Source organism: Streptomyces sannanensis (assembly GCF_039536205.1).
GTDB lineage: Bacteria > Actinomycetota > Actinomycetes > Streptomycetales > Streptomycetaceae > Streptomyces > Streptomyces sannanensis.
Map to the genome: position 1 here is coordinate 1,987,459 of NZ_BAAAYL010000001.1, position 23,867 is coordinate 2,011,325.

Below are 23,867 nucleotides of genomic sequence, written 5' to 3' on the forward strand. Positions count from 1 at the left end.
GCGGTCTCGCGGAAGTGATCACTGGAGAGCGGGATACTGGGAAACTCGCCTGTCTCGTTCGGGAAGGGGCCGACGGAAAAAGACCCGCGCCACGGGCACCTCGTCAGCGGCCTACTTCACTTGACGGGCGGGGGCTGGAAACGGAGCCGCATAGGCGGCCGCCGCACCATTCCCCGACCCTACTCACCTGAGCGACGACCGCCTCCCGCTCACCAACCTGATCACGAATCCCGCAACTTTCCTTTAATCAGGACTTCCCCCTCGCTCGGCCTGCCCGCGAGGCGGGCGGCCTCTCGAATATCCCGATCGCTCATGGAACGCGATACGGAACGCGCTTCGTGCAAACCATCCCCATACCCAATATCCAACAGTCTGAGAAAGCACTTAACAGCCTGTACTTGGTCCACTGGACCGCCCACGCCATCGCGAAACATTACGCCAAGCTGAATAAGAACTCGATATGATCCCTGCGCGGCGGCGAGTTCATAGTATTCCCTCGCCTTTGAGTGATTACCTTCCGATGCCTCAATTTCCCCTAGCGTGCGCGAAGCAGCGTCGACCCCTTCCCTCGAAGCAGCCGTCAACAAAGCAATGGCTCGACCTCGGTCTTCGTCGACGCCCACTCCCCTTAGATACATACCTGCCAGATTATGCTTGGCAAAAGCATCACCAGCCGCCGCCGCAGATCTGAAAAGGTCGGCAGCCATTTTTTCATTTCTCTCGACCCCAATTCCATTGATTAGCATATGCGCGAGGCCACGCTGACCCGCAGCATGACCAACATCCGCAGCCGCTCGGAAATAAGTCAGAGCAATCTGCGGTTTCCCCATATACTCGAGCGCCAGCCCAGCAACAATGGATTGAAAGTCGGGGTCACCGCCATCAGCAATACGCTTGAGGCGGGGAAATAGTTGCTGCATTCGGCGGATCGCCACCGCGTCCCGCCGTGCCATTCCCTTCAAGAGTGACTCGGCCTCGACCAGGAGACTTGAATTCTTATTTACCAATTCCAGCACCTACTTGTAGCTATAAGATAAAGCCTGGGTGTCGCTTAAGGGTAGCAAACACCCAGGCCCGCATCGATCACGGCTTGAAAACGTACAACCCACTCGGATCGAGCACGTAATAGTTCTGACTATTCAACCGGGCGAGTTCAGTGAAATCCTGGAAGCAGTGGTCGCACATGTCTCGCGTAGACACGATAGGCTTACCAGGCCTCAAAGTTTGTACCTGCTTCTCTGCGTGACTCAGCCAGAAGGCCCCATCACCAGCATTATTGTCTTTGAAGCTCGGCGTCCGATTCATGGGAAATTCTTTGGCGACAGCACTCAGTATGGGCCTTGAAAATCCAGGCGGCACATCTGCCGAATAACCACTGAGGGTGAATTCTCCGTCTGCCCAAGCAGCAGTCTTTCCTTCCTCGAACTTGGGGAAGTCGATCTCATCCGGAAACTTATTTGGGACCTCGTCCAGATCGTCTATATTCTTGAGGATGATTTTTCCACCCTTGAATGCCTTGCCGAATAGCGGGATGGCCCCAGCCACCGCCACACCGCATCCGATTTGGTCCGGATCCTGAGCGCAAGAGACGCCGTCCAGAATCCCAGTGGGGTCTAGTACTCCAGCTGTAGATCGTGATCTTGATGGACTTCGGCAGGATCTCCCGGGACATCGTGTGGGGGTGTGGCGGCCTGAGCGGGCACCATGCACAGGTGAGCATCATCATCAAGTTCTTCATCGCCCCTGACGACACCTCAGCTGCGGGCATTGTTGATCGCGGGCCGGTCGGCGTCTTCGACTCGCTGGCCTGCGGCAACTTCGATGCTTCCGAGGCGGTGGTCGAGTGGGAGAGCCTGCTTACTGGGCAGAGCTTCGAGGCGCTCGTCGCGTCCGATGAGCCGCGCATGGTTGCTGACCCAGAGGATGGGGACGGCCCCCTGCTGTTTGTCGCCTCGGGTGCGCTTCAAGGAGCGCTGGCCGGCGCTTCGGCCTCTCGCCTTGCCGAGGTCGGCGAGCTGTGGATCCAGGAACGGGCCGCCGAGGGCGAGGCGTTCGACTTGGAGATGGTGCGGGAACTCCTGGGTGATCTGGCAGACCTGGCCCGTGCCGCCGAGGGGCGGGGTCACGGCCTGTACTGCTGGATGGCCTAGCATCCCGGCCGCCGCGGTACGGTCCCGCGATCTGGACCGGGAGCGAGACGGTTGCGGCCACCGGTGATCATCGTGGTTTGTGAAGACAACGAACGATCAAGCGGTGGCCGCAGGTCACAGCGTAGACCCGGTCCACTGGCAGGACGTATTCGAGGGCCTGATGAGCCGGATCGCGGGTCGTTTCGCGCGGGTGGAGCCCCGCCGCCGAGTCCGGCGGTTGGTGCTCGGACTCCTGTCGGACCTGCCTCGCAAGAACTGCTGGACGATCGCCGAGTGGGCCGGGGAGTCCACCCCAGACGCGATGCAGCACCTGCTCAGCCGGGCCAAGTGGGACGCCGACGCGGTCCGTGATGACGTGCGGGGCTACGTGGTGGAGCACCTGCGCGACGAGCGGGCGGTGCTGGTGGTCGACGAGACCGGCGACGTGAAGAAGGGCACCGCCACGGTCGGTGTCCAGCGCCAGTACACCGGCACTGCCGGCAGAATCGAGAACGCCCAAGTTGCCGTCTACCTGGTCTACGCCGGTCAGCGCGGGCATGCCGCGGTGGACCGGGAGTTGTACGTCCCGCGCTCCTGGACCGCCGACCCCGACCGCTGCCGGGCCGCCGGGCTTGGCGAGGAGACCGCTTTCGCCACCAAGCCGGAACTGGCTGCGCGGATGGTCGCCCGGTTCCTGGACGCCGGCCACCGGGCCGCGTGGGTTGCGGGCGACGAGGTCTACGGCGGTAACCCGAAACTTCGCACGGTGCTGGAGGAACGCGGCACCGGCTACGTCCTCGCGGTGGCCTGCTCGTACGAAGCCGCAACTGGAGCCGGCAAGTTCCGTGCCGACACCCTGGCCAAGAAGGTCCCCAAGCGGGCCTGGCAGAAGCTGTCGGCGGGGACCGGTGCGAAGGGCCACCGCTTCTACGACTGGGCCGTCATCGACCTCGCCGACCCCCGACCCGGGAGCCGCCAGATGCTGATCCGCCGCAACCGCAGCACCGGCGAACTCGCCTACTACCGCTGCTACTCGCCCGCCGCAGTGCCGCTGGCCGAGTTGGTGCGAGTAGCTGGATCAAGGTGGCGGGTGGAGGAGTTCTTCCAGTCCGGCAAGGGCCTGGCCGCACTGGACGAGCACCAGGTCCGCCGCTACACGTCCTGGTCCCGTTGGGTCACCCTCGCCATGCTCGCCCACGCCTTCCTCGCCGTCGTCCGAGCCGATGACCATGCCCGCCAACCGGCACCGAACGGCCTCATACCCCTCACCTGCAACGAGATCCAGCGCCTGTTCATCACTCTCGTCGTCCGGCCCGTCCACGATGCCGCACATCGGCTCGGCTGGTCCGACTGGCGACGCCGCCACCAAGCCCGATCCCAGGCCAGCCACTACCGGCGGCAAGCCGCTCAAGCGTGAAGATCACCATCTACAGCTGGAGTACTAGGGCCCCAATTACCCCCTGAGCCCTGATTTGCCCGGGCGTCAGCCATCCGGGGCAGGTACTTCCACCAATCGTAGAACCGCAGTTTCCGGTGTTTATGGGAGCGGAATCATCAGCCAGCGAAAGTACCGCGTCGAGTTCTGCATTGCATTGCGCATCGCAGCCACTCGTCTGGCCCGCACTATCAGTAGCGGCGGTGCCGCTGGTGTTTCCGCCACCGCCGCCGGTGTTGATGATTGACGGCTGGCCGCTGTGGCCTCCATTCGGGTTTTTGGGGCAGGCTTCCATGCCGGCGCCGCAGGCGAGGCCGAGGCCGGTGGGGTCGGAGAAGGTGGTTGGGTTCTGGGCTCCGTAGGTGTAGCCGTTGAGGGTCTGGTGTTTGTCGAGTTCGAGGAGTGGGTCGATGCTGATGAATTGGCCGGTGCCGGGGTCGTATTCGCGGGCGCCGATGTGGGTGAGGCCGGTGGTGGTGTCGGCGGGTTTGCCGAGGAAGGATTTGTCGTCGGGCCAGGTGGTGGGTTGGGTGCCGCGGGGGGCGCCGAAGGGGGTGGTGTGGCGCTTGGTGATGGCCAGGGTGGTGGAGTCGAGGGCGAGGCTGGATGTGCCGTGGTGGTCGGCGGCGAGCCAGTTGAGTTTGGTGCCGGTCACTCCTGCGGTGGCGGTGCGGACGGCGATGGTCTGGCCGGCGGCGGTGTAGTAGCGGGTGCCGGACAGGGTTTTGGTGGTGCCCTTGACGTTGAGGCGGACTTCGGTGCCGCCGAGGTAGAGGACGGTGTCGCCGTCGCCTGCCGCGCGGCGGATGAGGAGTTCGCCGGAGGCGTCGTAGAGGTAGGTGGTGTTCAGGGCGGGCTTGGTGCCGGCCGCGGGTTCACTGGTGCCGACGAGTTTGCCTTCGGAGTTCCAGGTCAGGGTCTGCGTGGCCTGGGTGCCGGGGCGGCTGGTGGTGTTGCCGGTCTTGTCGTAGGTGTAGGTCTTGGTCGTGGTGCCGTTGACGGTCTTGGTCAGGGGGTGGGGCTGGTTGTTGGTGGTGCCGTAGGTGTAGGTGGTGGTGCTGTTGCCGGAGCTGGTGTGCTGGGTTTCGGTCTGGCGCTGGCCGGAGGCCGTGTAGGTGTAGCTGGTCCAGTACGGGGCCGCGCCGTCGAGGTTGGCCACCGTGCGGCCACTCGCGGCGCAGTCGGCGGTCTTCGGCGTCCAGGCCTCGGTCAAACGGCGGTGACCGTCGTAGGTGAAGCACTGGTAGTCGGCCTTGCCGGTGCCACCGAGCGTGGTGGCGTCGAAGATGGACGTGACGTTGCCCGCGTCGTCCTGGGTGAACTTCAGCTCCTGCGGCATATAGCCGTGCACGTCGTCGGTGACGAAGGAGCGGGTCAGACGGCGGGTGCCGTACTCGTAGTCGTAGTGGAGGTCGGTCTTCTTGGCGCTGGTGGGGTTCGTGGCGAGGGTGAGCTGACGGAGGTCACCCGGCGGGGAGTACAGCGCGCCCTGGAGGTAGCCGCTCGTGCCGCCGGAGGTGAGCTGCTGGCCGAGCAAGCCGTAGGTGTGGGAAACGATCTCACTCGCGAGCCCGGCCACGGCAGGGTTGCCGGACTGCTTGACGGTGCCGTCGAGGTTGTAGACGGTCGAGAAGGACAGGGTGCTGCTCACACCGGCAGTGACCAGCGGATCGGTGCTCGGCAGAAGCAGCTGGCTTGCGGTGACCTGGTAGAGAGAGTCGTAGCCGGTGACCTTCTTGGTGTAGGCCTTGCCGGCCGCACCTCCCTCGTACCGGACGGCCGTGTCCTGCTGACCCTTGGCAAGCGTGTCGAAGGTCCAGGCAGCCAGCTTGTTCGCGTCGGTCTTGGCACCGTTCCACATGCCGGTCTTACGGCCCAGAACGTCGTACTCGTACGTGAGGGTCCTGGCCTCGGCATCCGTGGTCGACTCGACCTGATCGAGGGTGTTGTAGCTGCTGCTCGTACCGCCCTTGTCCGGGTCGGTGGCCCTCACCTGGCGGCCGTGGAGGTCGTAGGTGTAGGACCAGGCCTTCTGGTCCGGCCCTTCGACCGTTTGCTGCTGCCCGGCCGGGGTGTAGACGTATTTCGTGGTGGTGTAGTCGGTACCGGTGGGCTGCGGGCCGGCGTACTCACGCCGCTCGACGGTCCGGCCCAGCGCGTTGGTGATCACCGCGGTGGCCTGGCCGCCCGCCGGGGCACTGGTGGCCACCGTGTCACCAGTGTACGTCGTGTCGACCGTCCAGCGCGGCACACCCCCGACCTTGGTGACCGCCTTGACGGCGCGGCCCGCACCGTCATAGGTGCTGTCGGTCTGCATGGGTGCCTGACCGCCGTCGGTCTGCACGATCGTGCCCCCGGGGGCCGTCTTCTCGTCCCAGATGTCGGCCTGCGAGGAGGCCACGAGACCGCGCTCGTCGTACAGCGTCTGCGCGATCAGGCGACCGCCGGAGGGCGAGGGCGACTGGACCTGGCGGGAGCGCAGCAGCGAGTCGTAGATCTCGAAGCTGGTGTTGTAGCCGGAAGCCTGCCCGTTGAGCGTGCACGGTCTCGCGCAGCGCTACTACGTCAAGGCCCTGGAGCTGGCGGGCGCGAGCGAGGACCACCTGACGTACTGCACCACCCTGCGCGGAATGAGCGTCCAGGCGGTCGACCTCCGCCACGGAGCCAAGGCCATGGAACTGGGCGACGCCGCTGCCGCCGCCTCCCCGAAAGCCGGACCCCGGATGCTGGCCTTCCTCGCCGGCCAGCAGGCGCACGCCGCCGCACAGACCGGCGACCGTATGGGCGCACTGCGCTACATCCGCGAGGCCGAGGCGGCGAACCCGGCCATCCGGAAGTTCGCGAACTCCAGCCTTTCCATATTTCGCGGCCTGTTCCAGGAATTCTCTCGGATACGCACTGAAATATGAACTCGCGTTGCCATTGCCGCAGTTATGGACCAAGATAGGCGTAGCCCCCGCCAGCACATAGTACGTGTGCGGGCCGGGTCAGGGTGACCTGCAATTTGGCTGGTCAGCCTGCGAATTGACAGCAAATCGGCGTGCGTGCGTGTCCGCTGGAATTCGCGGGTGTTGCCGTCAGCGTTGCCGTCAATGGCCTATCGGCGGTGGGTTATTCCTCGCCGAGGATGCGCAGGCCGTGGATGTCCTTGAAGTACTCGTAATCCTTGAGGTTCAAGGTCGCGAGCGGCAGGTCGTAGGTGAGGCAGCAGGCGGCGATCCACATGTCGTTGACCGGCTGCGGCTTCCCAGCCTTCCTTCCGGCAGCGGACAGCTTGCCCCAGGTTGCGGCGACGGCCTCGTCACCGGGCAGGACGGGGATGCCGGAGAGCCAGTCGGCGAGTTCCTGGCGGCGGAGGCTGCCCCAGTCGCGGATCTCGGCCCACTGGGTGAGCTCGCCGAAGGTGACGAAGGTGATCAGCGGTTTGCGGCCGATCAGGTGGGTGGCCAGGGGGCCGGTGAGCTTGCCCTTGTGGGTGCGGGAGGCGACGTCGGTGTCGAGGATGACGGGTTGCATGGCGACGGCTCAGGCGACGTCGCGCCGACGCTCGGCGTAGGTGAAGGCGATGAACTCCTCCAGCTCCTCGTCGGACTCGAAGGTGTCCGCCTTGAGGTCATCGAGGGAGCGGATCGGCTGGGTGTTCTTCGCGACGAGCAGTTCCTCGACCGTCAGCCGGGGCCGGATCGGCGGAAGGATCGGGCGCTCGGTTTCCGCTGCACTCATGATGAGACCTCCCCGCTAACGCCGGTCACTGCCTGCTGCGGCTCATGATACGGCCGTAGTCATGCGGCCGGAGCGGGTCCCGCGCCGGGCGGGTGGCTCAAGGTGCCCTCGGCCCCCGCCCAGGCCGACTCGTTGCCCCTGCTCGGGTACGCCTCAGACTCGGTTCCCGTGAGGTGCCGGGAGGTGCCGTATGGGATCAAGGTGCACCGTGGTCGGTGTCCGGTTGCGTCGCCAGGCCGCCGCCGCGGACCCCGCGCAACGTCGCCCGCAACGTCCGCACCGACACACCCCGGCCCCGACGCTTCGAACCCCTCACCGCCTAGGAAGCCCGCGACTTCCTGACCGCTACGGGCGGGCACCGGCTGAGCGCGCTGTTCGAACTCGCCCTGCGCACCGGCCTGCGCAGGGCGAACTCCTCGGCCTGCGCTGGGAGGACCTCGACCTGGCCGACGGGACCGCCAGCATCCGCCGCACCCTCCAACGCACCAACTCCGGCGGCCTGACGGTCCTGCCAACCAAGACTCAGAGCTCGGAGCGGCGGATCGCCCTGCCCACCGAGTGCCTGCAATCCCTCGAACAGCACCGCGACCGGCAGCGCCAGGAACGCGAAGCGGCCGGGATGAGCTGGAGGGCGAGCGGCTACGTCTTCACCCGGCCCGACTGCTCCCCGATCGAGGGCGCCACCCTCACCCGGCACTTCAACACCCTGCTCCGCCGGGCCACGCTCCGCCGCATCCGGTTTCACGACCTCCGCCACTCAGCAGCGACTCTCCTTCTGGAGCAGGGCGTCGAATTCGTCGTGATCAAGGAATTGTTGGGTCACGCCCACATCGGGGTGGCCGCGACGGTGTACGCCCACGTCCGACTCCGCCTCCAACGCGACGCCATCGACCTCCTCGGCCAGGCCCCTCCGCAACCCCGCCCAGCCCGCCGCGCGGCCCGACGACGGCGACGATTGGTCCTGCCCTCGGCGTCGGACGTGGAGACGACCTCGCCTGTCCTACGCGATCAGCTGACGCTCCAGCAGCGTCACCCCGTACCGGCTGCCGCCCTTGCCCACCTTGGAAGGCTGCTCCCCGACCACGCGGTAGCCCGTGCCCTCGTAGTACCTACGCAGCCGGGGATTCGTCGACAGGCAGTCCAGCCGGCACAGCCCCCGCCCGGCCCTGGCCGTCCGGCCCTCCGCGTGGGCCAGCAGCACCCGCCCGGTCCCGGCGGGAGCGTGTGTCCGGTCGGTCATCAGCCGGTGCACATACCCGGCCACGGGCGGCTGCGCACCCCAGGCGGGCTCGTCGTCCCACCACAGCTCGTACGCCCCGACGATCCGGTCGCCGCGCTGGGCGACCCAGACCTCGCCCGTTTGTATCCGCTCCCGGAAGTGCTCCGCGTCCTTGTCACCGGGCCGCCACTGCGCGATGCCTTTCTCCTGCATCCAGCGCGCGGCCGTGTCGTACAGCACGACGAGCGCGCCGAGGTCGCTCTCGTCCGCGCCGCGGAATGCGATGGGTGCGGTCATGGTTCCCACCTACGCGACCTCGATGCCTCCTACGCCAAGCGCTGAGCGGGCAGCGACGCCCCCGGCGCCAGCGCGGCGAGCCGGGTGACGAGGTCCGTGAAAGGCCCGTCGGCCGGCTCGTTCGCGAGTACCCGCAGCAAAATCGCGGCCATCTCCGCGTCGTACGCCGCGCTCACCGCGCACAGCACCGCGAAGTCGTGCACCAGCTGCAACTCCAGCTCCGCGCGCGGAATCCTTCCCCTCGCTTCACTGGGGAGACCCCTATGGCCGTCCAGCCAGATCAGCGCCGTCGACTCGGCCAGCGACACCCAGGACCTGACCACCAACTCCAGCCGTGCGGGCGGCTCCTGCACCCCGAGGTGCGCGAGGATCTGCTCGTACGCGGCCTGCCGCACCTCGTCGATCATCGCGTTGGTCCGCGTCGAGCCGACAGCCGGTCCGCCCCGCATCAGGGCCGAGAAGCCGGGCCCGTGCTCGTCGACGAAGTCGAAGAAGCGCCCCATGACCCGCAACAGCCGCGCCCCGAGCGGCCCTTCGTGCGGCTCCAGGAAGAGCGCGGCCAGTTCGTCGGCCGCACGCCGCAGCGCCGCCTCGTACAGGCTCTGCTTCCCCGGGAAGTAGTGGTAGACCAGCGGCCGCGAAATCCCCGCCGCCGCGGCTATCTCGTCGATCGACACCTCGTCGGGCGAGCGATGGCTGAACAGCTCCAGCGCGACACCGATCAGCTGCTGTCTGCGCTCCTCGACGCCCATCCTGCGGCGTACCACCCCGGTCGTCATACGAACACCCTATCGGCCACACCGCCCGAGTCGCCGGGCCTGCGACCTCGGCCTACAGTGTTGATGGAGTCTTGTCCCCTCGTGACAGGAGCCCGCCCATGACGCGCACGGACATACGGCTGCGCTGGATGGCCGAACCGGGCGCCCTCTTCGGCCGGGCGATCACCGGCATCGTCACCCCGCGGCATGTCCTCACGCTGCCCGGCCGGCCGGTGGCGGGACGGTGAGCGAGGACAGGGTGGCCGGCGACCGGCCCGTACCGAGGCCGCCCCGCGGTCACCGGAGCGTGCCGCACACCGGTGACCTCGCCGTCGAGGCATGGGCGCCGACCCGCGAGGAGTGCATCGCCGAGGCGGTCCAGGGCATGGTCCGCAGCTTTGCCGACATCCCGGACCCGGCGGCAGGCACCCCACGTGACGGCGAAGTCACCGCCGATACCGACGCACAGCTCCTCGCCGCCGTACTGGAGGACGTCATCTACCGGATGGACACAGCCGGTGAACTCCCCGCCGACGTCTCCGTCCGCCCAACCCCGGACGGGGTGCACGTGAGGTACACGATGACCGGCACCGAGACGGTCACCCAGATCGGCGCGGTACCCAAGGCGGTGGCCCTGCACGGGCTCCGGCTGGCCCAGGAGCCCCAGGAGTCGCGGGATCCGCTGACGCCCCGGGAGTGGGTCTGCCATGTGACCCTGGACGTGTGAAGGGACTGTCGGACCCTGCCGGAGCTCTCTCGAAGCTCTCATGAAGGGGATGGCCCACCATGGACATCCGGCTGGCAGAGGAAGGGCGCTGGCGTTTCCGGATCGACCGGACGGACGGCATGCGGGTGCCCGGCGCGGTCCTCGCCCCGCGGGAGCTCCTGCCGGACGAGCCCGGGGACAAGTCGCTGGAACAGGTGGCCAACGTCGCCACCCTGCCCGGGATCATCCGTGCCTCGTACGCGATGCCGGACATCCACTGGGGCTACGGTTTCCCGATCGGCGGCGTCGCCGCGACCGACCCCGCCGCCGGGGGCGTCATATCGCCCGGAGGCGTCGGCTTCGACATCTCCTGCGGCGTACGGCTGCTCACGGCCGACCTGGACCGCGCCGCCCTCCTGCCCCGGCTGCCGGAGCTCATGGACCGGCTGGACCCGCTGATCCCCCGGGGCCTGGGAAAGGGCGCGCTGTGGCACCTCAAAGGCCGCTCGGAGCTGTTCGAGCTGCTGCTCGGCGGTGCCCGCTACGCCGTCAAGCGCGGCCATGGCGTCCCTCGCGACCTGGAGCGCTGCGAGGACCGCGGCGCGGTGGACGACGCCGATCCCTCCCAGATCAGCGAGCGCGCCCTGGAACGCGGAGCCGGGCAGGTCGGCAGCCTGGGCTCGGCCAACCACTTCCTGGAAGTCCAGGTGGTCGACGAGGTGTACGACAAGGACTGCGCCCGGGCGTTCGGCTTCCGGGAGGGCCAGATCTGCGTCATGATCCACTGCGGTTCGCGCGGCCTGGGCCACCAGATCTGCGGCGACCATGTGCGGGTCATGGACGGCGTCATGCGCCGCTACGACATCCACGTTCCCGACCGGCAGCTCGCCTGCGCACCCGTCGACTCCCCGGAGGGCCGCGACTACCTCGGGGCGATGGCGGCGGCCGCCAACTTCGCCAGGGCCAACCGCCACATCCTCGCCGACGCCGCCCGCGGCGTGTTCAAGGCGGTCACCGGCTCCGGCCTGGACCTGGTCTACGACGTCTCGCACAACCTCGCCAAGCTGGAGACCAGGGAGGTCGATGGCACCCGCCGGCTGCTGTGCGTGCACCGCAAGGGCGCCACCCGGGCCCTGCCTCCCGGCCACCCCGACCTCCCGGACGACCTCGCGGCCGCCGGCCAGCCCGTGCTCGTACCCGGCACCATGGGCACCGCCTCCTACGTCATGACCGGAGTCGCCGGCAACGAGGCGTTCGACTCCTGCTGCCACGGCGCGGGCCGCGTCTGGAGCCGCCACCGCGCACACCGCGAGATGACCGGACGGCAACTCCGCGCGGACATGCGCGACGCGGGCGTGGCGATGAAGCCCATCTCCTGGCGCAGCGTCATCGAGGAGGCCCCCGGGGCGTACAAGGACGTGGAGGCCGTCGTCGTCGCGAGCGAGCACAACGGCCTGGGCCGGGTGGTGGCCCGGCTGGTCCCGCTGGGCGTGCTCAAGGGCTGAGCAGTCCGGTCTTCGGGGCGTTGCTCAGCTTCCGGTGTAGAGCCGGTCGAGGCCGATGAGTTCTACATCGCCCCGGGCGGCTGCGGTTCGCTGGAGTTCGGCGGTGAAGCCGCAGCGTGCGAAGAGCAGCAGCCTGGGACGCTGGGTCACCTTCGCGGCAGGCAGGAGTTCGCGCAGGTGCTCCAGGCGTTCGAGGTGAGGGGTGTCCATGGGGCTGAGAGTGCCTTTGGCCTCGCCGATCGCCGTGATCCGGTCTGCTGCGAAGGGTTGTGACTCGGTGACCACGACGTCCAGCTCGTGGCCTTGTCCATGGCTGCGGCACGGGATTTCGGTGGGGCGTACGTGGGTGGCCCGGCCGCCGAGCACGGTCTCGCCGGCATGCTCCATGCACCACTGGCGTGCCAGGTCCTCGAAGTGCGGTCCGTAGATCTTCGAGGCGACCGTGTCGCTGTTGTCCGACCAGACCCGGTCGGCCCGGCCGATGACGAGTTCGGGCTCGTGCCGCTGGATGAGCAGCTGGTGCAGCCGCACGACCGGTTCCGCGACCTTGAACGTGCTCCGCTTCTCCCGCAGGGCATCGTCGGTCTGTTCCAGAAGGCCGATGTCCTGCAGCCCGGAAAGCAGATGAGCGAGGGCACTGCTGGGCCGCCCCAAGGTCGATGCGATCTCGCTTCTCCGGCGGCTGCCCGCGCTGACCGCGGCGAGAGTAGCCGCGTAAGAGGTGGGGTCGGAGATCGAGGGCTCTTCGCGCAGCAGCAGACTTCCTTCCCGGAACATGGCGGAGGCGGGGTTCAACAGCCGGCGCTGCACCCAGTGGTCGAATTCCTCGACGGAGGTGGGCCCTGAACCGCCGCACATTTCCTTGTACGCAGGGGTGCCCCCCACCAGAGAGTGCACCCGGAAGGCGAGCTCGGGGTCGCCGTCCAGCCCCCAGAAGGCGGCTGCTTCCCGGTAGCGGAACGGCCGAACGACAAGCTCCAGGCTCGCCCGCCCCCGCAGCGGCGCCCCTCCGCCGAGCAGCCGAGCCATGGTGGTGAGAGCGCTGCCGCACAGAATCAGCCGGGTACGGGTGTGCTCCTTGGCGTGGCCGAGAGGGGTCAGAGCCTGTTGCAGGTAGGAGGGGAGGGCCGGCGTGGCGGCGATGAGATAGGGGAACTCGTCAATGATGACGGGGACTTCACGCTCCTCGCCGATACGCAGGAGTTCGTCGAGGGCGTCGCGCCAGTCGCGGAACCGAATCGGTCTGCGCATTCCTTGGTGGGTGGCACAGGCGGCGCCGAGGTCGGCGAGGTTCTGCGTCTCGGTCTGCTGCGTGGCGGCGAAGAGGAAGCCACCCGTCTCCCGGGCGAGAAGCTCGAGCATCAGGGTCTTGCCCTGTCGACGTCGGCCATAGACGAGCCCGAGCGCGGCACCGCTCTGGCCGGACGACACGAACTCGTTGAGCTCTTGCCACTCGGCGTCCCTGGCGAACAGGCGATTCGGTTTTGCGGGCATCAGCGCCACCTTATGATAGACACGCCTATCATAGCCGGTCCCACCGAAAGCGGGTAACCGTTCACTGACGCTCCGTGCCCATCATCGTCTGCGCTGACCCTCGACCGGTGAGGTGCTGAGCCGCAGTCGCGACCGTGCGTGATCTGCCGATGACCGTCCATCTTGCCCGGTTCATGCCTTGTATGGGGTGGATTGCGGAGGGGGCAGGTTCTGGAATTGCAGCTTCCTGCACGGCCGAATTGCTGGCCTGACCAGGACGCCTCTCCCTAACGTCCCTGCTGGCGATCTTCGAAGGTCGTGATCTTCGTGAAGGGGCCATGAAGGCCAGGGGAGGGTGGGGCGAGGTAATGCCTGCACATACACGGAGAGTGGCCCGGGCTGCCGGGGTGCTCTTGGGGTTCGCCTTGACGGCAGGGGTCTCGCCCCCCCCGTTGGTGTACGCCGGGACACTGACGCAAGCACAGGCGGCGTCCACGGCAGACCAGTCGCCCTCGGGACTGGCGACCGCGTCGGGTGAGCCGGTCGAGGTGGTGTCCGAGCGGACGGAATACACCACGACGATGGCGAACCCGGACGGTACGTACACCCTGACGCAGTCGACGACGCCGCAGCGAGCACGGGTCGAGGACGGCTCGTGGCGCAGCGTGGACGTGACGCTGGAGCGGCGCGCGGACGGGAGCATCGGGCCGAAGGCCGCGGTGGTGGATCTGGCGTTCTCCGACGGCGGCAGCGGCACGGACCTGATCCGGCTGGGCAACAGCAAGGGATCGCTGGAGCTCGGCTGGCCCGCCGCCCTGCCCGAGCCGGTCCTGGACGGGGCCACCGCCACGTATCCCGAGGTCTTCGAGGGCGTGGACCTCCGGCTGACCGCGACGGCCGAGGGCTACCGCGAGGTGCTGGTCGTCAAGACAGCCGAGGCCGCTGCGAACCCGGAGCTGAACCAGGTCACGCTCACGGCGTCCGGTGACGGCCTGGACATCGTGTCTGGTGCGGGCGGTGGCCTGCGGGCTCTCGACGCCGATGGGAACGCGGTGTTCACGGGCCCCGCCGGACAGATGTGGGACTCGGCCGGTGACGACGCCGACGCGCAGACACAGCTTCGCCGCGCCGCCCCGGGGACGGGTACAGGCCCCGGTGGTGAGGACGGCTCGGTCCGCCCCGGTCAAGGAGACGCCACGGCGGAGCTCCCCGTCCAGGTGAGCGGCAACGCGATCACCGTCAGGCCTGACCCGAAGCTGCTGCGCGGCAAGGACACGGTCTACCCCGTCTTCATCGACCCACCCATGGGCCTGAGCCTGCAGGAGCGTACGGTTCTGTCGTCGGACGGCACCCGCCTTTGGAACTTCGACGGTGACGAAGGTGTCGGCAACTGCAGCCACTTGGGGCCGTGGTACTGCGGCTCGGACTACACCAAGCGCATGTACTTCGAGTTCGCCCCGACCAACCTGGCCGGCAAGCATGTGCTCTACGCCGAGTTCGCCGCGTACGAGACCTGGTCGTTCTCCTGCACGCCGCACGGCGTGGGCCTGTGGCGGACCAACAACATCTCCGAGAACACCAGCTGGCCGGGCCCGGCGAGGCTGGATCTCATGGACTCCGTGAGCGTGTCGGCAGGCCGGGGCGACTACTGCAGCCCTTCCCGGCCGGACCAGTGGGTCGAGTTCGCGGACCCCACTTTGACCTCCACCGTCCGCTCCTTCGCGGACGGTAAGTTCCCCCGGCTGACGCTGATGCTCGCGGCGTCGAACGAGAGCGACCCCGACGCCTGGAAGCGCTTCGACGACAACGCCACCCTGCGCATCGACTACGTACCCAAGCCGGGGGTGCCCAGCCCGTACGGAGTCATCCCCGGCGACGGCACCACGCCGTTCTGTGCGACGGACTATCGCGACCCGACGATCGTGACTCGCGCCGATCCGATGGTCGTGGGACACGTACAGACGTCGGTCCAGCCCCCGTCGAACGGTTTCAAGGGGTCGCTTCGAGCGTTCTTCCAAGCTCAGAGGTCTGACACCACGACGAATACGTGGGTGAACACCTGGAATACGACCGTTCCGGACACGGGGTACTACTCCGATGGCTCGAAGGCCAGTGAACGTATGACGCCCCGTTCGGACAACACGCTCTATCGGGTTGCCGTCCTTACGCAGTCGTACTACTCCCAGGGGGGCGTGACTTCCTGGCTGTCGTCGCCGTACACGCGATGGTGCTACTTCAAGACCGATTTCGCGGCACCGAAGGCCCCCGTGATCACGAGCAAGGGGCCATACACCCAGTGCACCGCGACAAGCTGCGTGGGCATGGGCGGACCGGGCCAAGCCGGTGAATTCGAGATCAAGCCGAACGCCGTGGACACGGATGTCACCGAATACCGCTGGCGGCTTCTGACGGAAACGTCCGCCAAGACGCAGACCGGGTCGGTCGTGACGATCCGCCCGACGCCCACGATCGGCGGTACGCAGGTTCTCGTCGTCGAGGCCAAGGACGTACGCAGCCGCTGGGGCGAACCATCGGAGTTCATCTTCAAGGTGGCGCCAGGTGCCGGCGCCGTCGGACGGTGGCAGTTCGCTGACGCGACGCCAGGAGCGACCACGGCCAAGGACACCGCCACAGAAGGCTCCGTGCGCCACGACGCCACTCTCGTCGGAGGAGCGGAAGGTTCGGCCAGGGCGCGGCGCGGCGCGGGCGACCTGTCCCTCGGCCTCGCCGGCACCGACCCGGCCGAGCAGCAGGCATACGCGTCCACCGGGACACCGGCGGTGAACACCAAGGACTCGTTCACCGTGTCGGCCTGGGCGTACCTCAATGACAGCTCGACCACCCAGGCTGTTCTCTCCGCGCCCGGGACGACGGACACCGCGTTCACGCTCTACTACTCGTCGGGCCACAAGCGGTGGGCATTCAACCGGGGCACCCAGGACAAGAGCACGACACCGGATGTCGTGGTCCTCGGCAACACGCTGAACCCGCCGGTCAGGGTATGGACCCACCTTGCCGCGGTCTTCGACACCAAGGGCGACGTGGACAAGACGAACGACACCATCCAGTTGTTCGTCAACGGCCGTCCGCAGGGCGGTCCGGTGACACTGAGCAGCAAGGCGACCGAATACGAACCGTGGACGTCCTCGGAAGGCACACAGATCGGCCGGACCAAGCTCTCGGGCACCTTCCAACAGCATTTCCGCGGCTACCTGGACGAGGTCGCGGTCTGGCAGACCGCACTGACGGCCGAACAGGTGCGCGTCGATTCCGGCCTCGAGGAAGATGCTGTTGCGGCCACCGAACTGGTTGCGGACTGGGATGCTTCACTTGCCACCGGCACCGAGATGGCGGACAGGAGCGGTTACCTTCAGCCCGGCCTGAAGCTCTCCACCGAGGGAGCCCAGCTGAGCACGAGCGCCGACGGGAACAAGTCGCTCACTCTGGACGGTGCGAAGGGATACGTCTCCGCCACCGGACCAGTCATGGACGAGACCGGCTCGTTCACCGTCTCGGCCACCGTGCAACTCGACAAGGCGGCACTGGACACCAAGCCGATCGGCTACCGCGCTCAGATCTTCGCGCAGTCCACGGCCGTCGGCAGCGAGAGCTCATGGGCCCTGTGGGTGGAGAAGCTGTCCGCCGATGGTTACCTCTGGCGCTTCGGCCGTACCGCGACCGACGCGACCGGCAAGGTCCTGGAGACTGCGTCGGTGCCCTCCCAGGAGCCGGCCGCGCTCGACACCTGGGTCCATGTCACGGGTGTCTTCGACGCCGGTGAGGCCACGGGTACGGGCTTCGGCAGCACGCACCTCTTCGTGAACCAAGCGGAGCAGCCTCAGGAGGACATGTCCTCCTTCAACTCCGCGGCGCAGGGTGCCGGCGCCCTCTCCGCGGGCCGCGGCTCCGCGGCGGGCACGACCGGGTACTACCTGCCCGGCGCGCTGCAGCAGCTGCGTATGTGGACCGGGGCCATGAAGGCGGACCAGGTCAACGCCAAGGTCCTGGGCAACCCGGGCAACGAATAGATCCCCCTGGCCGGGCGGGGCACCCAGGTGCCCCAACCGGCCTTCGGCGCGTATCAACCGCAGTTGAAACGACTGGAGAACGGAAAAGGATCAACCTGTTCGGACCAAGAGACCGCAAGGCCGGGCTCAGCAGAGCAAGAAGTGGATTACGGACGTTCCGATCGGTCTCCGCGATCACGGGGCTTGCCCTCATATCCGGGCTCCTGGCCCCGATGGCATTCGCGGCGGATGCCGATCCGCTGGGCAGGCCCGACCTCAAGGCTCCACAGGCCAGTCGTGTGTCTCCGTTCAGCGCGAAGGTGAACAAGAAGACAGCCGCGCTGCTGGAGCAGGCCGCGGCGGCGGGCCGCGCCGACGCCGCCCGCGCCAAGAAGGATCAGTCCCGGACGGTCACGTGGCCCACCAAGGGGTCGGCCACGCTCGATCTGACAACCGGCAGGACGGCCCAGGCATCCCCCGGCGCCCTACCGCTCGTCCTCGCAGAGCGCCATGCCACCACGACCGCCAAGACCGCAAAGCAGCCCCCGACGGCCGACAAGGTCAAGGTCACCGTCCTCGATCAGAAGGCCGCCCAGCGTCTCGGCGTGAAGGGCGTGGTGCTGACCGTCACCGGCCCCGCGACCGGCGGAAGCGCCCAGCTCGGCATCAACTACGGGAAATTCGCCTCAGCCTACGGCGGTGACTGGGCAGGCCGCCTCCAGGTCCAGCGACTGCCCGACTGCGCCCTGACCGCACCGACCGATGCGAAGTGCCGCACCCGCACCCCGCTGAAGTACACCAACCACCGCCGGCAGAACCGGATCGACGCCCAGCTCGCCTTCACCACGAACCCGGCAGCCACATCCTCCGCCTCCTCGGACGGTCGGACGATGGTGCTGGCACTCGCCGCCGGCACGACGTCGAGCACCGGCGATTACAAAGCGACCCCACTCTCCGCGTCCTCCACCTGGGACGCCGGCGGCTCGTCCGGGACGTTCACCTGGTCGTACCCGCTGCGCGTCCCGCCGTCCGCGGCCGGCCCCCAACCGGACCTGACGCTGTCGTACGACTCCGGGAGCGTGGACGGCCGGACCGCCTCCAGCAACAATCAGGGCACCGTGCTCGGTGAGGGCTTCGACATCACCTCGTCGTACATCGAGCGCAAGTACGGCGCGTGTGACGACGACGGCCAGACCGACAAGTTCGACCTGTGCTGGAAGTACGACAACGCCTCCCTCGTCCTGAACGGCAAGGCCACTGAGCTCGTCAAGGACGACACCACCGGCCAGTGGCGGCTGAAGAGCGACGACGCCTCCACCGTCACCCGTTCCACCGGTGCGGAAAACGGTGACGACGACGGTGAGTACTGGACCGTCATCACAGGCAATGGCACCAAGTACGTCTTCGGCCTGAACAAGCTCGACGGCGCCGCCGCCACGGACCGCACCGACTCGGTGTGGACCGTGCCCGTCTTCGGCGACGACCCGGGCGAGCCCGGATACGCCGACGGCACCACCTTCTCCGGCCGCAGCAAGAAGCAGGCCTGGCGGTGGAACCTCGACTACGTCGTCGACACCCATGGCAACGCCATGTCGTACTGGTACGAGGCCGAGACCAACAACTACGACGACCTGGGCGACGACACCATCGGCACCCGGTACACCCGTGGTGGCTACCTCAAGGAGATCCGCTACGGCCAGCGCGCGGGCGCACTGTTCACCAGCGCCCCCGGCTCCCCGGCCGCGTCCGACAAGGTCACCTTCTCGTACGCCGAGCGCTGTCTTGCCTCCGGCACCGGCTGCGACTCGCTGACCGACACCACCCGGGACAACTGGCCGGACGTGCCGTTCGACGCCGTGTGCAAGGACGGCGACAAGTGCACGGGCAATGTCGGCCCGACCTTCTTCACGCGCAAGCGGATGACCGGCATCACCACGCACGCGTGGAATGCGGCCCTGGCCACCGAGGACTTCGAGCGGGTCGACAGCTGGGCGTTCACCCAGCAGTACCTCGACCCGGGTGACACCGGCGACTCCACCGACCAGTCACTGTGGCTGAAGGAGATCAAGCACACCGGTCAGCACGGGACGCCCATCACCCTCCCGCCGGTCGTCTTCGACCACGAGTTCCGGACCAATCGCGTCGACGGTCCCGGCGACAACATCCTGCCGCTCAACAAGCCCCGCTTGCGCGGCATCACGTCCGAGGCGGGCGCGCAGACCCTCGTCACCTACATGCCCGCCGAGTGCCTCGCCGGGCAGAGCAAGCCCAAGCTCGACGAGAACACCAAGCGCTGCTACCCGGTCTACTGGTCCCCGAACGGGGAGAAGGACCCGATCCTGGACTGGTTCCAGAAGTATCCGGTCCAGGCCGTCTCCACGATCGACACCCACGGCGGCGCCGAACCGACCCTGCACACCTACACCTACTCCGGCGGCGGTGCCTGGCACTACAACGAGGACCCGCTGGTCAAGGAGAAGGAGCGCACCTGGTCGGTCTGGCGCGGCTTCGGGAAGGTCACCCACCTCACCGGCCTGTCGACCAGGACCCAGTCCAAGACCGTCACCGTCTACCTGCGCGGTATGAACGCCGACCGCGTCCTGAGCGCCGACGGCAAGACCCCGGACCCGACCGCCCGCAGGTCGGTCATGGTCAGCGGCATCAAGGCGCCGTCGGTGACCGACTACGAGCAGTACGCGGGCATGACCCGTGAATCGGCCACCTACAACGGCGCCCAGGAAGTGTCCGGCACCATCAACGACCCCTGGTCGAAGCTGACCGCCGTCCAGCACCGGTCGTACGCCGACACCGAGGCGTACTACGTCCGCACCGCGGCCACCCACTCCCGCACCAACGTCACCACCAGCGGCACCCCGGTCGACCGCGTGCGCACCACGGCGACCACGTACGACGCCTACGGCATGGCCGGAACGGTGGAGGACAAGGGCGACGACGCCGTCACGGGCGACGAGAAGTGCACCCGCATCTGGTACGCCCGCAATGACGCGGTCGGCATCAACAGCCTGGTCTCGCGCACCCGTACGGTTGCCAAGCCGTGTGCGACCGCCGACTCGGCGCTCGACCTGCCCGTCGACTCCTCCCGCGCCGGGGACGTCATCTCCGACACCGCCACCAGGTACGACAGCGCGGTCTCCTGGACGGCCTCGCAGACGCCCACCAAGGGCGAGGTGCAGTGGACCGGGCGAGCGAGCGGGTACTACACCGACGACCAGCCCAGCTGGCAGAAGGTGTCCACCACCACGTACGACGCCCTGGGCCGCCCGCTGACGGTCATGGACGTCGACGGCACCACGACCGCGACCACGACCTACACCCCGGCGGCCGCGGGCCCGTTGACCGGGATGAGTGTCACCAACGCCAAGAGCCACAAGACGACTTCGGTCCTGGACTTCGCCACCGGCGCGGCGCTGAAGGTGACCGACCCGAACAGCAAGGTCACCGAGTCCGAGTTCGACAGCCTCGGCCGGGTCACCAAGGTATGGCTGGCCAACCGCTCGAAGGTTCTGGGCAAGACCCCGAACCAGGTCTACGACTACAGCATCTCGGCCACCGCCCCGTCGTGGGTGTCCACGGGCACGCTCAACGGGCAGGCTTCCGGCTACAACACCAGCTTCGAGATCTACGACTCGCTGCTGCGCTCCCGCCAGGTCCAGTCGCCCTCGCCCTCCGGCGGTCGCCTGATCGCGCAGACGCTGTACGACGAGCGCGGTCTCGTGGCCTCCTCGCAGGCCGACATCTGGGACGAGAAGACGGCCCCCGGGGGCACGATCGTGCAGACCGACGGCGGTCAGGCACCCATGCAGACCGACAGCACCTATGACGGTGCGGGCCGCGCCGTCAAGGCGGTCACCAAGGTCGGGGGTGTGCCGCGCTGGACGGTCGACACGACGTACACCGGTGACACGGTGGCCACCAGTGCCCCGGCGGGCGGCCAGGCCACCGCGGTGATCACCAACGCGCTGGGCCAGACCGTCGAGCGGCGTGAGTACGCCGGCCCGCAGCCCACCGGTACCGACCACACCACCACGAAATACGTCTACACCCCGGCCGGGCAGCAGCAAACGGTCGAAGGACCGGACCAGAAGGCCTGGTCCTACACCTACGACCTCCACGGCCGCCAGGTGAGGGCCACCGACCCGGACAAGGGTGGTACGAGCAGCAGCTACAACACCCTCGATCAGGTCGAGTCGACCACGGATGCCGAGGCCAGGACCCTCACGTACGAGTACGACGTTCTGGGCCGCAGGACCGGCATGTGGAACGGCGCCAAGACCGACACGAACAAGCTGGCCGCCTGGACCTTCGACACGCTTGCCAAGGGTCAGCAGGACACGGCCGTCCGGTACGAGGGAGGTGCGGCCGGCAAGGCCTACACCAAGAAGGTCACCGGCTACGACTCTCTCTACCAGGTCACCGAAAGCCAGCTGCTTCTGCCCAGCACCGATCCGCTGGTCACTGCCGGTGTGAGCAGCACCCTGTCCTTCTCGACCGTCTACAACCTCGACGGCACCATCAAGCAGTCCGGCAACCCTGCCGTGGCCGGGCTCGCGAGTGAGATCGTTTCCAACACCTTCGGCTTGCTCGGCCAGCAGCTCACCTCCAGCGGCACGAGCGGTTACCTCCAGGCCGCCGCGTATTCGCAGACCGGAGATCTGCGCCAGCTCTCGCTGGGCACAAACCCAACCAGCACCAAGAAGACCTACCTCAACTACGACTACGAGTACGGCACGCGTCGTCTGACCCGCTCCTTCGTCACCGACGACGTGCACGGCTACATGCCGCAGGAGCTGAAGTTCACCCAGGACGACGCGGGCAACGTCACGTCCATCTTCGACGCCACCACGCTCGGTGGCACCGGCAAGGCCGACTACCAGTGCTTCACCTACGACGGCCACCGCCGTATGACCGAGGCCTGGACCCCGAAGACCGCCGACTGCGCCGCGAGTGGCCGCACAATGGCCAACCTCGACGGCGCGGCCCCGTACTGGACCAGCTACACCTACACGGCCTCCGGCCAGCGCAAGACCGAAACCCAGCACACCAGCTCCGGCAACAGCACCACCACCTACACCTACGGCACCACCAACAACCAGCCCCACCCCCTGACCAAGACCGTCAACGGCACCACGACCAAGACCTACACCTACGACAAAACCGGCAACACCACCAGCCGCCCCGGCACCCAGGCCCAGCAGACCCTGACCTGGAACGCCGAAGGCAAACTCGTCTCCACCACCGAACCCGCAGCCGGCACCAAGCCCGCCCTGAACACCACCTACCTCTACGACGCCTCCGGCGAACTCCTCATCCGCCGCGCGGCAGGCGACGGCGACACCGTCCTCTACCTCGGCGGCACCGAAGTCCGCCTCAACGTCAAGGGCACCACCAAAACCCTGTCCGGCACGCGCTACTACACCGCCGCCGGCCAGACCATCGCCGTCCGCACCGCCACCGCAGGAGTGAGCGGCACCAAACTCAACTGGCTCGCCGCCGACCACCACGGCACAAGCAGCCTCGCGATGGACGCCACAGCCCTGGCCATCACCAAGCGCCACACCACCCCCTTCGGCGCCCCCCGAGGCACCCAGCCCACCACCTGGCCCGACGACAAATCCTTCCTCGGCAAACCCGCCGACACCACCACCGGCCTCACCCACATCGGCGCCCGCGAATACGACCCCGCCATCGGCCAGTTCATCAGCATCGACCCACTCCTGGAAGTCGACAAGCACCAATCGATCAACGGCTACAGCTACGGCCACAACAATCCCGTCACCAACTCTGACCCCAGCGGCCTCGGGGTCCCGGAATGCCACACCGGAGTGATCACGGGATGCAACAACGGCGTTCCGGACAGCGACTCCGTATACCACCCCGAAAAGGAGCCAGGCAGCGGAGGGGACGAAGGCACAGCTCCCACTGACAGCAAGGGCCATACCCAGGGCGGCCCGCTAACCTGCACGGGGACCGGCCTCACAACGTACTGCACGAAGAACGGACCGACTGACAGCGATGTCAACTTTGGGAATTTCCTGAAGAGTCTTATGCCCAATGGCCCTCTCATTTCGGCACTGCAGGGCGACTGGGATGAGGCACTGCGCAAGCTGAAGCACGAAGATATATGTCCACCTGGTGGTCCCCACCTGTGTGACGAATATGCGACGGGTACGGTCGAAATCGGTGGCGTCAGCGCGCTCGGTAAAGGGGCGGCCGGGGCGGCAGCTCGCAAGGCGCTATGGGATACAGACGCCACGGACATAACTAAGGGCTGGGCGAAGATCGTGTATTTTCATCGCCCGGGAGGTTTGGGTGTTGACGAATCCAAGGGGGTGTTTACCGGACAGGCCAAGCACGTAAAGAAGTTGATCGAGGAAACCATCGAGCGTGGCCACGGAAAGCCGAACACGCCTGATCCCGTTACGCGTAAACCGCGAGACGGAATTCTTTACGAATATGACTTCGGGCGTAAGGTTGGAGTTCTAAGCAAGAACGAAGGAGGGTATGATGCGTCAGGCATTCGGGTCATCGTCAATCCGGATGGAACTCTTCGAACCGCTCATCCGATAAATAAGCTGTTCCCTTAGGCGAGTCTTT

Annotated in this window: 14 protein-coding genes and 3 pseudogenes; 9 read left to right on the forward strand and 8 right to left on the reverse strand. The window is 67.2% G+C overall.

The features are described from left to right. Positions 1 to 221: 221 nt before the first annotated feature. On the reverse strand, positions 222 to 1,016 hold the full coding sequence (locus ABD858_RS09245) for a tetratricopeptide repeat protein (protein WP_345035761.1): 795 nt from the start codon (positions 1,014 to 1,016) through the stop codon (positions 222 to 224). Positions 1,017 to 1,083: 67 nt separating this feature from the next. After that, positions 1,084 to 1,545 (reverse strand): hypothetical protein, encoded by a 462-nt coding sequence (locus tag ABD858_RS09250; protein ID WP_345035762.1) that lies wholly within the window; start codon positions 1,543 to 1,545, stop codon positions 1,084 to 1,086. A gap of 167 nt (positions 1,546 to 1,712) precedes the next feature. Here ABD858_RS09250 and ABD858_RS09255 point away from each other — a divergent pair, with 167 nt between their 5' ends. Both ABD858_RS09255 and ABD858_RS09260 read left to right on the forward strand, forming a co-directional pair. Next, complete coding sequence (locus tag ABD858_RS09255) at positions 1,713 to 2,150, forward strand: hypothetical protein (RefSeq protein WP_345033718.1); 438 nt, start codon at positions 1,713 to 1,715, stop codon at positions 2,148 to 2,150. A gap of 160 nt (positions 2,151 to 2,310) precedes the next feature. Continuing rightward, positions 2,311 to 3,546, forward strand: coding sequence for an IS701 family transposase (locus ABD858_RS09260; protein ID WP_345044180.1), 1,236 nt, complete (start codon positions 2,311 to 2,313; stop codon positions 3,544 to 3,546). A gap of 193 nt (positions 3,547 to 3,739) precedes the next feature. On the opposite strand, the pseudogene ABD858_RS09265 reads toward ABD858_RS09260, so the two are convergent. After that, positions 3,740 to 6,103, reverse strand: a pseudogene (locus ABD858_RS09265) (RHS repeat-associated core domain-containing protein); the annotation flags it as partial. Between ABD858_RS09265 and ABD858_RS09270 the strand changes: the two are divergent. Further along, a pseudogene (locus tag ABD858_RS09270) lies at positions 6,102 to 6,383 on the forward strand (NsdA family TPR-like regulatory protein); the annotation flags it as partial. The pseudogenes ABD858_RS09265 and ABD858_RS09270 sit on opposite strands and share 2 nt — an antisense overlap. A 292-nt stretch (positions 6,384 to 6,675) precedes the next feature. Here the strand turns inward: ABD858_RS09270 and ABD858_RS09275 are convergent. Next, the gene (locus ABD858_RS09275; RefSeq protein WP_345035763.1) at positions 6,676 to 7,080 is read right to left on the reverse strand and encodes a type II toxin-antitoxin system VapC family toxin; all 405 of its coding nucleotides are present in this window, start codon (positions 7,078 to 7,080) and stop codon (positions 6,676 to 6,678) included. Between the two features lie 9 nt (positions 7,081 to 7,089). Continuing rightward, the gene (locus ABD858_RS09280; protein WP_345035765.1) at positions 7,090 to 7,287 is read right to left on the reverse strand and encodes a hypothetical protein; all 198 of its coding nucleotides are present in this window, start codon (positions 7,285 to 7,287) and stop codon (positions 7,090 to 7,092) included. Positions 7,288 to 7,538: 251 nt separating this feature from the next. Between ABD858_RS09280 and ABD858_RS09285 the strand changes: the two are divergent. Next, a pseudogene (locus ABD858_RS09285) lies at positions 7,539 to 8,206 on the forward strand (site-specific integrase); the annotation flags it as partial. An 81-nt stretch (positions 8,207 to 8,287) separates the two neighbouring features. On the opposite strand, the gene ABD858_RS09290 reads toward ABD858_RS09285, so the two are convergent. Both ABD858_RS09290 and ABD858_RS09295 read right to left on the reverse strand, forming a co-directional pair. Continuing rightward, positions 8,288 to 8,803, reverse strand: a complete 516-nt coding sequence (locus tag ABD858_RS09290; protein ID WP_345035766.1) for a GNAT family N-acetyltransferase — start codon at positions 8,801 to 8,803, stop codon at positions 8,288 to 8,290. Between the two features lie 29 nt (positions 8,804 to 8,832). Further along, a complete protein-coding gene (locus tag ABD858_RS09295) occupies positions 8,833 to 9,582 on the reverse strand; it encodes a TetR/AcrR family transcriptional regulator (protein WP_345035767.1) in 750 nt (249 codons plus the stop codon). A 98-nt stretch (positions 9,583 to 9,680) separates the two neighbouring features. Between ABD858_RS09295 and ABD858_RS09300 the strand changes: the two genes are divergently transcribed. From ABD858_RS09300 to ABD858_RS09310, 3 genes are read left to right on the forward strand one after another with little or no spacing between them, the layout of a single operon-like run. Then, the gene (locus ABD858_RS09300; protein WP_345035769.1) at positions 9,681 to 9,809 is read left to right on the forward strand and encodes a hypothetical protein; all 129 of its coding nucleotides are present in this window, start codon (positions 9,681 to 9,683) and stop codon (positions 9,807 to 9,809) included. After that, positions 9,806 to 10,288, forward strand: coding sequence for an archease (locus ABD858_RS09305; protein WP_345035770.1), 483 nt, complete (start codon positions 9,806 to 9,808; stop codon positions 10,286 to 10,288). The genes ABD858_RS09300 and ABD858_RS09305 overlap by 4 nt, the downstream gene beginning before the upstream one ends. 59 nt (positions 10,289 to 10,347) lie before the next feature. Further along, a complete protein-coding gene (locus ABD858_RS09310) occupies positions 10,348 to 11,772 on the forward strand; it encodes an RtcB family protein (RefSeq protein ID WP_345035771.1) in 1,425 nt (474 codons plus the stop codon). A 24-nt stretch (positions 11,773 to 11,796) separates the two neighbouring features. Here the strand turns inward: ABD858_RS09310 and ABD858_RS09315 are convergent, their stop codons facing one another. Beyond that, the gene (locus ABD858_RS09315) at positions 11,797 to 13,266 is read right to left on the reverse strand and encodes an AAA family ATPase (RefSeq protein WP_345035772.1); all 1,470 of its coding nucleotides are present in this window, start codon (positions 13,264 to 13,266) and stop codon (positions 11,797 to 11,799) included. A gap of 560 nt (positions 13,267 to 13,826) precedes the next feature. On the opposite strand from ABD858_RS09315, the gene ABD858_RS09320 reads away from it, so the two are divergent. Both ABD858_RS09320 and ABD858_RS09325 read left to right on the forward strand, forming a co-directional pair. Next, positions 13,827 to 17,273 carry a laminin G domain-containing protein gene (locus ABD858_RS09320; protein WP_345035773.1) on the forward strand — a complete coding sequence of 1,149 codons (3,447 nt, stop codon included), beginning with the start codon at positions 13,827 to 13,829 and terminating at the stop codon, positions 17,271 to 17,273. Between the two features lie 212 nt (positions 17,274 to 17,485). Beyond that, positions 17,486 to 23,857, forward strand: a complete 6,372-nt coding sequence (locus tag ABD858_RS09325) for an RHS repeat-associated core domain-containing protein (RefSeq protein WP_345035775.1) — start codon at positions 17,486 to 17,488, stop codon at positions 23,855 to 23,857. The last annotated feature ends 10 nt before the right edge of the window (positions 23,858 to 23,867 follow it).